At 65.7% G+C, this 12,511-nt stretch carries 11 protein-coding genes; 4 read left to right on the plus strand and 7 right to left on the minus strand.

The features are described 5' to 3' along the window. Position 1: 1 nt before the first annotated feature. Together ggpS and CEW87_RS09210 are read right to left on the minus strand one after the other, a co-directional pair. A complete protein-coding gene (gene ggpS, locus CEW87_RS09205) occupies positions 2-2,290 on the minus strand; it encodes a glucosylglycerol-phosphate synthase (RefSeq protein WP_108972452.1) in 2,289 nt (762 codons plus the stop codon). A gap of 55 nt (positions 2,291-2,345) precedes the next feature. Further along, on the minus strand, positions 2,346-3,614 hold the full coding sequence (locus tag CEW87_RS09210) for an MFS transporter (protein WP_108972454.1): 1,269 nt from the start codon (positions 3,612-3,614) through the stop codon (positions 2,346-2,348). A 278-nt stretch (positions 3,615-3,892) separates the two neighbouring features. Between CEW87_RS09210 and CEW87_RS09215 the strand changes: the two genes are divergently transcribed. The 4 genes from CEW87_RS09215 (at position 3,893) to murB (ending at position 7,307) form a co-directional block, all read left to right on the plus strand. Beyond that, positions 3,893-4,258 carry a hypothetical protein gene (locus CEW87_RS09215; protein WP_159098129.1) on the plus strand — a complete coding sequence of 122 codons (366 nt, stop codon included), beginning with the start codon at positions 3,893-3,895 and terminating at the stop codon, positions 4,256-4,258. 103 nt (positions 4,259-4,361) lie between these two features. Then, the gene (locus CEW87_RS09220) at positions 4,362-5,642 is read left to right on the plus strand and encodes a tryptophan--tRNA ligase (protein ID WP_108972458.1); all 1,281 of its coding nucleotides are present in this window, start codon (positions 4,362-4,364) and stop codon (positions 5,640-5,642) included. Positions 5,643-5,818: 176 nt separating this feature from the next. After that, positions 5,819-6,265: a PACE efflux transporter gene (locus tag CEW87_RS09225; RefSeq protein WP_108950498.1), complete on the plus strand. Its 447-nt coding sequence runs from the start codon at positions 5,819-5,821 to the stop codon at positions 6,263-6,265. A 25-nt stretch (positions 6,266-6,290) separates the two neighbouring features. Continuing rightward, a complete protein-coding gene (murB, locus tag CEW87_RS09230; protein WP_108972459.1) occupies positions 6,291-7,307 on the plus strand; it encodes a UDP-N-acetylmuramate dehydrogenase in 1,017 nt (338 codons plus the stop codon). 30 nt (positions 7,308-7,337) lie between these two features. On the opposite strand, the gene CEW87_RS09235 is transcribed toward murB, so the two are convergent. The 5 genes from CEW87_RS09235 to CEW87_RS09255 form a co-directional block, all read right to left on the minus strand. Continuing rightward, positions 7,338-8,096, minus strand: coding sequence for a polysaccharide deacetylase family protein (locus CEW87_RS09235; RefSeq protein ID WP_108972461.1), 759 nt, complete (start codon positions 8,094-8,096; stop codon positions 7,338-7,340). Position 8,097: 1 nt separating this feature from the next. Continuing rightward, a complete protein-coding gene (locus CEW87_RS09240; RefSeq protein ID WP_108972463.1) occupies positions 8,098-9,168 on the minus strand; it encodes a glycosyltransferase in 1,071 nt (356 codons plus the stop codon). Between the two features lie 90 nt (positions 9,169-9,258). Beyond that, on the minus strand, positions 9,259-10,377 hold the full coding sequence (locus CEW87_RS09245; protein WP_108972465.1) for a glycosyltransferase family 4 protein: 1,119 nt from the start codon (positions 10,375-10,377) through the stop codon (positions 9,259-9,261). After that, positions 10,374-11,420 carry a glycosyltransferase family 9 protein gene (locus tag CEW87_RS09250; RefSeq protein WP_108950503.1) on the minus strand — a complete coding sequence of 349 codons (1,047 nt, stop codon included), beginning with the start codon at positions 11,418-11,420 and terminating at the stop codon, positions 10,374-10,376. The genes CEW87_RS09245 and CEW87_RS09250 overlap by 4 nt, the downstream gene beginning before the upstream one ends. Positions 11,421-11,490: 70 nt before the next feature. After that, the gene (locus tag CEW87_RS09255) at positions 11,491-12,510 is read right to left on the minus strand and encodes a polysaccharide pyruvyl transferase family protein (RefSeq protein ID WP_108972467.1); all 1,020 of its coding nucleotides are present in this window, start codon (positions 12,508-12,510) and stop codon (positions 11,491-11,493) included. Position 12,511 lies beyond the last annotated feature (1 nt).

Raw genomic sequence — 12,511 nt, forward strand, 5'->3', positions numbered from 1 at the left:
CTCAGGCGGCAGCCGGCTCGGAATCGTCGGCCAGGACTGAGTCCGTGTCCAGTGGCTGGGTCGTTTGCTGCGCGACGACGGCGTCGAGGAAGTCCTGCCCCCAGCGCTGGATGTCGTTGTGCTGAACGATGTCGAAGAGTTCGCGCAGACGTGACTCGGCCTCGGCGCGGTTCATCGCAATGCCGAAGTAGAGCTTGCCGATGAGGTCGTGGATGTCGTGCGGATTGGTCAGCACTGCGCCATGCAGCTCGGCTGCGGCACCCGCGAACTCCGACAGCACGAGTACGCCATGCCCACCGGTCAGCCCCTGGGCCGCGACGTACTCCTTGGCCACGAGGTTGAGGCCGTCGCGCAGGGGGGTGATCCACATCACGTCGGCCATCGCGTACCAGCTCACCACCTCTTCGAAGGGGAGCGGACGGAAGAAGAACTGCACCGGCGTCCAGCCGACGCGGGCGAAGCGGCCGTTCACCTTGCCGACAGCCTGCTCGATGCGAGTCTGCAGCTCGTCATAGACCGTCATCTCCTTGGCTGCCGGTACGCACACCGCGAGCAGCGAGACTTTGCCGTGCAGCTCCGGATGCTCTTCGAGCAGGCGTTCGAAGGCAACCAGCTTCTCCAGCGTGCCCTTGGTGTAGTCGAGGCGCTCCACCGACAGGATGACGCGGGTGCCAGAGAGGTCACGACGCAGGGCCGCCATGCGTGCGGCGGCACCCGGGGCATCGAGTGCGGCCCTCACGCGACCGATGTCGAGCCCCACAGGATGGGCGCCAAGGCCGATGCGGCGTCCATGGACTTCGATCTGGGTGGTGACCTCATCGAGTCCGACCGCGCAGCCGTATGTCAGGTAGCGCGGCGCGCAGGCCTTGGTTTCGAGCACCTTGAGCGGGGCCACGCCGCGCGCCACGTCGACGAAGTTCTCGACCTGGCGCGGGATGTGAAAGCCGATGTAGTCACACTGCAGAAGGCTGCCGATGATCTCCCGTCGCCACGGCAACACGTTGAAGACGTCGGCCGAGGGGAAATAGGTGTGGTGGAAGAAGGCAATCTTCAGGTCGGGACGCAGTTCGCGCAGGTAGGCCGGCACCATCCACAGGTTGTAGTCGTGGATCCAGACCACGGCGCCCTCGGCGGCTTCGGCCGCAGTGCGCTCGGCGAACAGGCGGTTGACCTTCATGAACACGATCCAGTCTTCCTCGCGGAAAATCGCGCGCTCCCAGAACGTGTGCAGCGTCGGCCAGAAGGCTTCCTTGGAGAAGCGCTTGTAGAAGGTATCGACTTCGTCCTTGGTCAGGGCCACGCGTGCCGCGAGCAGGTCGGGGTAGCGTTCGCGGTCGACTTCGGTATGGGTTTCGAAGGGAATGCCCTTCTTCCGGTCATGAACCGACCAGGCGACCCACGAGCCCTTGCGTCCATTGAAGAAGGACAGCAGGGTGGGGATGATGCCGTTGGGCGAGGTCGGGCGGCGGCGGATGGCCTTGCCGTTCTCGAATACTTCTTCGTAGGGCAGGCGGTGATAGACCATGACCAGATCTGCCTTGCCGGGAGCGTCCATCGCCCCGACTTCGGCATCGATGCCGCCGGCGCCGAGGAAACCGAAATGCGCCATGGCTTCGAGGATGCCGCCACAGCCGGTGTGATGCGCGTGCATGACCCGGGCGCGGTCGCGGGTGGCGTCGAGCAGGGCTGGTTCGGACTCGCCAACGCACACGCCGATGAAGCCCGCTTCGTACATCGACAGGTCGTTCAGGGTGTCGCCGGCAACCAGGACTTCGTCGCGGTCGATGCCGAGGTGTTGTACCAGGGACGACAGGGTGCTGCCCTTGTTGACGCCGCGCGGCAGGATGTCGAGGTAGCGATCGGCCGAATACAGCACCTGGCAGCCAAGCTGGGCGGCAATGCGCTGGATGTCGGTCGTGACCTCGTTGCTGTCGCAGAAATAGGAGCAGCGGCGCTGCTGCGGGACTTCCTGGCGCTCGAGCCCGTCGAAGTGCGCCATGGCCTCGGCCACCGCGCGTTCGCCCGGCCAGCGCGAATCGATGTCTGACTGCAGCGGCTGCACCGGCTGACGGGTGTGACCATCGACGATGGTGCCGCCGACGTCGCAGATGATGTAGTCCGGCACCGGGATGGTGGGGTCGGACAGAATGGGAAGCACGACTTCCAGGCCGCGGCCGGTGACAAAGGCAAGCTTGATCTCCGGGTGGGCGGCAATCAGTTGGTACAGGCGCTGACGGTTCTCGGGATGGCCAGCGAGAAAGGTGCCATCGAGATCGGTTGCGAGCAGCATGTGCGGTTCTCCTTTTGGGTGAACGCCGACACGGGTGCCGACTGGTTGATCTGGTTTATGCGGATTGTGTGGTTTCGTCTGTGGCCGGTGCAACATGTTCTGGCGCATCGGCCGGGGTCATCATTTCCAGTACTGTAGGCGAGGTGCGCATCATTGGCATGAAATGCGCGGCTTCTTCGACAATGACGTCCTTGCCATGACGTGCGTGCCACCAGGCGAACAGCGCGAGCGGGGCGAGCATCAGGATGAAATGCAGTGGCAAGGCGATCGGGCCGAGCCAGCCCATCAGCACACCGGCCACGGTCGGACCCGCTGCGGCGCCGGCCCCGTGCAGCAGAAGCAGGGCTGCGTTGCCGGAAAGGATGTCGTCGTGCGAGAGGTGATCGATGAGGTGGGCAATCACGATCGGGTAGATCGCGAACGAGGCCGCGCCGAACAGAAAGCCGCCGATCAGCACCATTTCGCCAAACTGTCCCAGTGCGGCCCACAGCACGCCGGCGGCACTCGCCGCGGCAGCGACCAAGGCGAGCGCGATGCGACGGTCGCCACGGTCCGAGTAATGGCCGATGGGCCACTGCAGCAGCGCACCGCCAAGAATGGACACCGTGATCAGCAGGGCGACGCCGGCGGAATCGAGTCCGATACGGCCGCCGTACACCGCGCTCATGCCCCAGAAGGCCCCCATGGCCAGCCCGGATTGCACGGCGCCGGCAAAGGCGACCGGTGCAGCCTTCCACAGCCGGCCAAGACCGAGCCGCGGTGTCGGCTTCAGCGCGGGCGGCGAAAAACGGGTGGCGGTGACCGGCATCAAGGACAGCACGACGAAGATCGACGCGATGGCGAACAGCCCGAACTCGGCCGGCGAGCCAAGGCGCAACAACTGCTGCGCCAGGGCGAGCGCGCCGAGGTTGACCGCCATGTAGACGGCAAAGATCTTCCCGCGCTGCTCCGGGGAGGACTGACTGTTGAGCCAGCTCTCGATCACCATGTACAGCCCGACCAGGGTGATGCCGGTGACGACGCGCAGCAGCATCCACACCGGTGCAGACACCAGCAGTGCGTGCAGCAGCACGCACACTGCGGTGGCCGCAGAGAAGAAGGCGAAGGCCCGGATGTGTCCGAGCTGGCGGATGACGGGCGGCGCAGCGAAAGTGCCGACAAAGAAGCCGACGAAGTAGGCCGAGCCAATCAGGCCCAGGGTGGCATCCGAGAAGCCTTCGAGGCTGCCACGCAGTGCGATGACGGTATTGAGAAGGCCGGTGCCGAGCAACAGCAGCGCGGTACCGGCAAGCAGTGAGCCAATCGGTAACAGGTGAGGGAGCATCGCGGCGGGCAGTCGCGAAGCCTGTCCATGCTTCGAAGCGGAGAGGAGCGCGACTGCGCAAATATAATTTGAGCAAATATTGTACTGCACAAAACGAGCCAGCCCAAATCGCGACCTGACGCCTTGGAGCACGCTTACGCCTGATTACCGTCAACATGATCGCATTGCGCTAGTCTTGAACAATGCCGGTTCGACCACAAAGTGCTGCGTTGAGCCGGACCTGCGTGGCGGGAGCTTCTCCGTGAACGAAGCATAGACCCAATGCATGCAGATGGAGCATGAATATGATGAAACAGTGCGATGACACGAATGTGTTGACGGGCGCGATGCACGCGCTTGCGGGGGCTGCGATGATGCTGGCTGCCGGATGTGTGTTCGCGACTGCGGGTGCGGCCAGCACCAGTGAGGAGGTGGGCCACGCCGTTGGATCGACGCTGCGCGAGGTGGGTCAGGAAGCGCGCGAAGTCGGGCGCGAGATCGGGCACGGCGCCGCCGAGTTTGGACGCGGCGTGGGTTCCGCCGCGCGTGATGCGGCCAGCACCGTGGGCAAGGGCGCGCGCTCCGTCGGCCATGCGGCGCGCGACGGGAGCAAGGCTTTGGTGCGTGGCATCAAAGGTGAGCCCGAGGCCGATCCCGGCAGATAGACAGCCTCCCCGACCACGCCCGGCTGCGATTGGAACGCATGCCGTCTCCCGCCCGGGCTGCCAAGGCGCTAAACTCCCCGCCTTTGACTTGCCGGACTGCATCATGGCCGTAAAACGGATCCTTACCGGAATCACCACTTCCGGAACGCCACATCTGGGCAACTACGCGGGCGCGATTCGTCCGGCGATCGAGGCCAGCCGCCAGCCCGGCTCCGAGAGCTTCTATTTTCTGGCCGACTACCATTCGCTGATCAAGACTTCCGACCCCGAGCGCGTGCAGCGGTCCACACTCGAGATCGCGGCCACCTGGCTTGCTGCCGGGCTCGATACCGAACGTGTGTGGTTCTACCGCCAGTCGGACATCCCGGAAATTCCCGAACTCACCTGGCTCCTGACCTGCAATGCGGGCAAGGGCCTGCTCAACCGGGCGCATGCCTACAAGGCCGCGGTCGACAAGAACATGGCCGAAGGCGAGGACCCGGACGCCGGCGTCAATATGGGCCTGTTCATGTATCCGGTGCTGATGGCTGCCGACATCCTGATGTTCAAGGCCCACTCGGTGCCGGTTGGCCGTGACCAGATCCAGCACATCGAGATGGCGCGCGACATTGCCGCCCGCTTCAACCACCAGTATGGCGAGCACTTCACGCTGCCCGAGGCCGCCATCGATGAGTCGGTGGCCACGCTGCCCGGACTCGACGGGCGCAAGATGAGCAAGAGCTACGACAACACCATTCCGCTGTTCGCCTCGTCTGCGGTGATGAAGAAGGCAATCGCCTCCATCGTGACCGATTCGCGTGCGCCGGGCGCGCCGAAGGAAACCGAAGGCTCGGCACTGTTCCAGCTCTATCAGGCATTTTCCACGCCGGCCGAGGCCGCAGCCATGCGCGACGCATTCGCCGCAGGCATTGCCTGGGGCGAAGCCAAGCAGGCGCTGTTCGAGCGCATCGAAGCGGCGGTGGCGCCGATGCGCGAGCGCTACGAAACCCTCATTGCCCAGCCGGCGCTGATCGAGGAGAAACTGCATGAGGGGGCGGCCAAGGCCCGCGCCATCGCCACGCCGTTTCTTGCCGAGATCCGCCATGCGGTCGGCTTGCGCCGGCTCGATGTCGTCAGCACTGCGGCCACCACCGCGCGTCCGAAAGCCCAGGCGCTGCCCCAGTTCAAGCAGTACCGCGAGGCGGATGGAAAGTTCTACTTCAAGCTGATGAGTGCCGATGGCCGCTTGCTGCTGCAGAGCCGTGCCTTCGAGTCGCCCCGGGAAGCAGGGCAGTGCATTGCCGGCCTCAAGCAAGGCGGCGATGCGAGCGAGGTGGCTGCGCTCGGCGAGGGCGTTTCTGCCGAGGAACTCGGACAGGCGCTTGCGGCTTTCGCAGCAGAGTGAGTTGCCGGCGCTGCGCAACTTGAGGGCAGGCGCGCGCAGGACGGCTGCGGGGGACACGTCACCCCGGTGTCACCACACGTGGGAGAGGCCGGGGCCGGTTTGCAATCCGTCTGCGAGCGGCCTATCTTCCATGCCTCTTCCATAAAGGCCTCGGCGTGTCGGTGTCTCCTCCAAAAATGCGCTCGTTCCGCGATCGGCTGCGGCAGATCCTGCTCTTCGAGCTCGGAGGCCTGCTGCTGGTCACCCCCCCCTTTGCGTGGGCGAGCGGTGTGCCGCTGATCGACTCGGCCGGCTTGCTGGCCGTGCTCGCGCTCGTGGCCGCACTCTGGAATGGCGGATTCAACACCACGTACGACTGGATCGAAGGGCGCCTGACCGGGCGCACCGCGGACCGCCGGCCCTTCGCCCAGCGCTGCCTGCATGCGGTGCTGTTCGAGGGGGGGCTGTTGATGCTTACCCTGCCGGTGCTCATGCTGTGGACCGGGCTGGAATGGTGGCCGGCGCTGCTTGCCGATGTCGCGGTCGCGCTGGCTTACACCGTTTATGCCTTTGTCTTCAATCTTGGCTACGACCGCCTGTTTCCGATCAGCGGTGTGCGCCCGGCCGCCGCTCTGGATAAATGAACAATCGTGAAGCCTGAGCACTGAAATGCCGAATCGCACACTCGGGGCCGATCTGTCGGCACTCAATACCTTCGGGCTGATCGCACGCGCTGCATGTCTGGTGCGCGTGCGCTCGATCGAAGATGCACGCGAACTGCTGGCAGGTCCCGGTTGGTCGCAACAGCCCCGGCTGGTGCTTGGCGGTGGCAGCAACCTGATCCTGCGTGGCGACTTTGCCGGCACGGTGATGCGAATGGAGATTGGCGGCCGTCGACTGGTGCGTGAGGACGCGACGCACTGGATCGTCGAAGCCGGCGCTGGCGAGCCGTGGCACGACTTCGTGCGCTGGACGCTGGAGCAGGGCTGGCCGGGGCTGGAGAACCTGTCGCTGATTCCCGGCACGGTCGGCGCTGCACCGATCCAGAACATCGGTGCCTATGGGCTGGAAATGGCCGACCGTTTCGAGTCGCTGGATGCGATCGACCTCGACGACGGAAGTGAACGCGTATTCGCCGCGGCGGACTGCCGCTTCGGTTATCGCGACAGCGTGTTCAAGCAGCAGCCGGGGCGCTGGCTGGTGACGCGGGTCCGATTCCGCCTGGCGCGTGACTGGGCGCCACTGACGCGTTATGCCGATGTCGAGCGCGAGCTCGCCGACAAGGGGATAGATAATCCCACTGCAATGGATATTTCCGATGCGGTGATCGCCATCCGTCGGCGCAAGCTGCCCGACCCAGTCGAGATCGGCAATGCCGGCAGCTTTTTCAAAAATCCGGTGGTCGAGGCCGACTGCTGCGCCCGCCTGCTCGCAGCTCATCCCACGCTGCCGCACTATCCGCAGGCCGACGGCCGTATCAAGCTCGCCGCCGGCTGGCTGATCGAACAGGCCGGGTGGAAGGGGCGCGACCTAGGTCCGGTCGGCTGTTACGAGCGCCAGGCGCTGGTGCTGGTCAATCGCGGCGGTGCCAGGGGGGACGATGTGGCAAGGATCGCCGTGGCCATCCAGGCCGATGTGCAGGCGCGTTTCGGCGTCATGCTGGAGCCCGAGCCGGTTTTCGTGTGAACGATGGCGTCAGCCTGACCGGGCTGCGACTTATGCGTTTGCGAATCCGGGGCGGCGGATTGACGGGGTGCGCGGTGTGTTCTTGACGTGCAGCCGCCACAGGAAGCCGAGCAGGTTGTCGCCGTGCGAGATCGCTTTGCGCGGCAGGGTCAGCGGGTCGTCGGTCGGTGTGGCAGGGGCGCGTGCGCAAGTGGTTGCCGTCAGGTAGCCCGCTGCCGCGACGGCATTGACCGCGCGCAGGTCATGGCTGCCGTAGGGGTAGCAGAAGTGCCTCACCGACTCGCCGAGCAGGTCTTCCAGCTTCGCCTTCGAGCGCGTGACCTCTTCCATGATGCGTTGGTCCTCGCATTTTGCGAGTTTCTGATGCGTCGCGGAATGCGAGCCGAAATCGATGCCCGCCTTGCGCAGTTGCAGGATGCGGGCGGCACTCATCAGCGGCGGGGTGTCGCGACCATCGGCAGCAAACCACGACGAGGGCTGGCCGAGCAGGTCGGCGATCAGGTACACCATGGCCGGAAACCCGTAACGCTGCAGCACGGGAAAGGCGTATTCGTAGAAATTCTCGTAGCCGTCGTCGAAGGTCAGGGCCACCGCTCTGGGCGGGGTCGGTGTGTCGCCGCGCAGGCATGCGAGGACCTGGTCCATCGACAGCACTGTATAGCCGAAGCGCGAAAGCCAAGCCATCTGTGCGGCAAAGCGGCGGTGGTTGCAGTAGGTGGACTGATGCGCCTTCATCGGCGCAAAGTCGCCGACCTGGTGGTACATGAGGATATTGATGTGCGGCTGCATGTCAGCGATTGTCCAGCAACTGGGCGTACAGCGAACGATACTGCGCAATGATTGCAGTTTCGGAAAAGTCGTCGCGAATGCGGGCAAGCCCCTTCGTCACCATCTGCTCGCGCAGCCCCGCGTCATGCATCACGGTCTCGATGCCGTGCGCGATCGCGCCGCTGTCGTCACAGGGTACGACCCAGGCGTCTTCGCCGTGGCGGGCAATCTCGCGCGCGCCGCGGAAGGCCGTGGCCACGAGCGGTCTGGCATAGGCCCAGGCTTCGAGGATGACGTTGCCCAGGGTCTCGGCGTCGCGAGACGGGAAGACCACCATGTCAGCGAGATGAAACCACGGCGCAGGGTCGTGCTGCCAGCCCGCCCAGATGATGCGGTCGGCGATGCCGAGTTGGCGGGCCTGCTGCTCGAGGGGCGCGCGCAGGTCGCCGTCGCCCAGCACCACGAGGCGCAGGCGCCGGTCTTCGATCTGCGCTGGCAGCTTCGCCATTGCCTCCAGCAGAAAACGCTGGCCCTTGACGTCGATCAGACGTCCGGCAGTGAGCATCAGCCAGTCGTCGCTGCGCAAGTCCAGGCGCCGGCGCAGCGCGTCGAGCTCGGTGACGGGCACCGCGCGCGCAGGGTCGGCGAAGTTTGTGATGTGGAATACCCTGTTCGCCGGCAGGCCGCCCTGAATCATCCAGTCGCACAGCCCGCGGGTGTTGCCGATCCAGGCGTGGGCGTGACGGAAAGGCCCGAGCTTGTAGTAGCCGCCCAGGCGCGACACATGAACCTTGCCCCGGCCCGGCTCAAGGTGGGTGAGGCGGGTGGCGCGGCCCATGTAGGTCTGCACGATGGGTGCATCGCTGCGCTCGATGGCACGCGCAAGCTCCATCCGCGACAGCGGGTCCCATACCGTTCGCAGCGGCAGCGTGGAGAAGGGAATGGCGCCCATGTGATGCTGCGCCAGCTCGGAGCCCTTGCGCACGATGGCTGCAACGTCCTCGCCCTGACGACTCATGGCGGGCAGAAAGCGGGAGAACCAGCGCTCGGCGCCGCCCATCTGCTTGCTGCCGATAATGTGGAGGGATTTCATTGCAAGTCCGGACTCGGGTGGGGCGGCGGCGAGATCAGCCCGTGCCCGCCAGCCCAGGCTGGCGCACCGCAAGCGATGGCGCGGCAGGGCTCAGCCTGGATGGTGGCGGGACCCGGCACCGTAGAGCTGCGGGCTGAGGACGGAACGATACACGCTCAGGTTGCCGTCGCACATCGCGTCCACCGAAAACTCCCGCAGCATCATGGCCTGTCCGGCTTCGCCCATGCGCTGCCGCAGGGTGGCGTCGTCAAGCAGACGGTTCAGCGCGACGCCCAGTTCTGAGATGTCTCCCGGCGCGATCAGAAGGCCGTTCTCGCCGTCGCGCACGGCTTCGGGAATGCCGCCGACGCGGCTGGCGACGATCGGCACCCGCGCGGCAGAGGCCTGAAGCAAAGAGACGCCGAGGCCTTCCATGTCGGCCGGGTGGGCGAGGACATCGAGGCAGCCGAGGACGGCTGGCAGATCGTCGACGAAGCCCATCATGCGCACGTTCCGCGCCAGCCCCTGATCGGCGATCGCCTGCCGCAATTCGTTCTCCATCGGGCCGCGGCCGAAGATCAGCACCTGCAGATCGGGATGTCGGGGCAGAACGTCGTGCAGGGCCGAGAGCAGGTGGCGGTGACCCTTGCGCGGGATGAGCTGGGCAACAGTGCCGAGTACAGGTGTGTCGGGGGCGAGTCCGAGGCTGGCGCGAAAGGCGGCCTTGTCGTAGTCGCGCAGATAGGGGCGGACGTTGACTGCGCTGCGCACGCAACTGGTCTTGGCGTCGGGCAGTCCCTCTGCCAGCAGGACCTGGCGGATCCCTTCGGAGATGGTGACGACATGGTCGTACAGCGGGTAGCGCGCGGCGACAAGCCAGGGCGATTCGGGGTTGTCCACCCTACGCGAGAGTACGCAGGGTACGCCGCAGAGAAGGGCTGCGAGTCCGCCCCAGACGTCGGCCCCGCGTCGGCTGTGAATATGCACGAGGTCGGGCTTTTCGGCTGCGATCAGGCGACGCAGGCGCAGAACGAGGCCGATGTCCACGTCGCCCTTCATCGGCATCTCGAACACCTTGCCGAAGGCCCGGGCCGGTGTTGCGATGCCGGCGCCGGTTGGGCAGGCCAGCAGGCTCTCGACGCCGCGGCGTGCGAGCCCCTCCATGAGATAGAGCACCTGGGTTGCGCCGCCGTAAAGGTGACGCCCGGCTTCGATGTGCAGGATTTTCATGCGGCGATCGCCTCGTGAAGGACGGAGCGGGCTTCGTGCATCACACGTTCGGGAGAGATCGCGCGCAGGCAGTCGAAGCGCGCATTGCAGCTTGGGTTGCGCCGACACGGCGAGCACGGCAGGCCGAGCCAGATCACCCGCGAATTGCTGCGACCGGCGTCGAGGTAGGGGCGGGTGGAGCCGAACAGGGCGACCGTGGGGGTGTTGAAAGCCGGACCCATGTGGGTGAGGCCGGTGTCGACGCCGACCACCAGGCCCGCATGGGCGACGATTGCCGCCGCTTCCGGAAGGCGTGTCATGCCCGCCAGCGAAACGGCACCCGGCATGGCCGCGGCCATGCGTTGGGCGGCGTCGCGTTCGGCCGGGCCGCCGAGAATGACCGGAGTCAGGCCGAGCTCGTCACGGACCCGTGCGGCAAGCGCCAGCCAGGCATCCTCGAACCAGTGTTTCTGCGGGCGGGTGGTGAAGGGGGCGAAGACGGCGTAGCGGCCTGCATGCAGGCCATGCGTGGCGAGCAGGGTGCCAGCCTTGTCTTCGGTCTCCGTGGCGACGAACAGGCGCGGGAAGAAGTCGCGGGTGTCCAGCTTCAGGTGCTGCGCCAGATGCAGGTACTCCGAGCTCACCCGGCCTGGCGTCCCGCCAGCGGCCAGCACCTCGGTCATCAGCCATTGACTGCCTTCGCGCGAGGCCAGCCCGATACGCCGTCCGGCGCCCGACATCCACGCCAGCAGCCCGCTCTTGAGCAGGCTCTGCAGGTCGATTGCGGTATCGAACTTGCGCGCCCTGAGTGCCTTGGTGAAGGCACGCACGCGGCGAAACAGTTCGCCGAAACGACGCTCACGCCACAGCTGCTTCCACTCGGCTTTCGGCCACAGGATCAGTTCGTCGATACAGGGGTCGGCAGCGAGCAGTCCGTCCAGGCCCGGTTCGACCAGCCAGGCGATGTGTGCGGCGGGATAGCGTCGGCGCAAGGCGGCAACAAAGGGCGAGGCGAACACGATGTCGCCGATGGCCGAGCTGCGAATGAGAAGAATGCGATCCATTGAGTCCATGAACTCAATGTGCACGCACGAATGTGAAGATGGCGTTGAATTATCGTGGGCGGACTGTTGGTCAGTGCGCCTGGCTGGCGCGAGCGCTGTCGAGCCGGCTGTGGATCGCGTCGAACATGGCGGCGGCGCGGATCCGGGCTGATTCGAGGAAGGTCGTCAGTGCGACCTCTTCCGTGGCGCTGAAGATGTGCGCGGACGGGTCGGACACGGCTTCCAGCGTGCTCAGCGAAATGACCCGGCTGTCGTGCCCGAACACATCTTCGAGCAGGCCGGAGATCTTGGGGGTGTTGGATGCAAGCGCGAGGAAGGGGGTGTGCGTGGCCAGCGCCAGGGTCACGGCATGGAAGCGCCCGGTGCACAGCAGTTGATGCGTGGCGAGCCAGGCGACGAAGCGCTTGCGGTTGCGCGTATTGCGCCCGGTCAGCACCGCGTGCAGCCACTTTGCACAGCGGCGCAGATATTCGCGCAGGCCATGCTCGGCGCGACTCGGGAAGGCCGCGTGGGTCAGCCTGCTGTAATCCCATCCCCTGGCCTTGCTGAGGCGTTTGAGGCGGGTGGCCAGGTCGGCCTTGACCGAATCGGTGCCGAGCATGCCCGTGCGCGGGCCGGTCGGCTTCGGGCATGGGGTGAGAAGCGTCAGGTCGGGGACGATTGCGGCCTCGATGCCACTGCCCTCGAGTGCAGCGAGCGAGCGACTCTCGCGCAGATAGATGGCGTCGAAGTGACGCAGATTGTCGATGATTGCGGGCTCGAGTTCGAACAATGAACTGTTGATGAGGAAGGACGGGATATTCGCCGTTGTGCGCGCGAAGGCTGCGATCTCGGTGAGATAGTGGGCGCGATCGCGGCGCGCGCTGTGATGGATCGAGCCCTCGCCATTGACGATGACGGCATCCACCGTCCGCAGCGCGGCGGCGACCTCTTCCCGTCCGCGCCAGTCCTCGCCCATCGGCCAGAAGAACGTCGGCTCGATGCCACGCTCGCGCAAGTTTGAAATCAGCGTTTCCATGACGATCTCGCAGCCGTAATGCGAGGTGCGGCGGGTGTCATTGAAGATTGCCACGCGGTAGCTGCGGGTCATG

The organism is Parazoarcus communis (genome assembly GCF_003111665.1).
GTDB lineage: Bacteria > Pseudomonadota > Gammaproteobacteria > Burkholderiales > Rhodocyclaceae > Parazoarcus > Parazoarcus communis_B.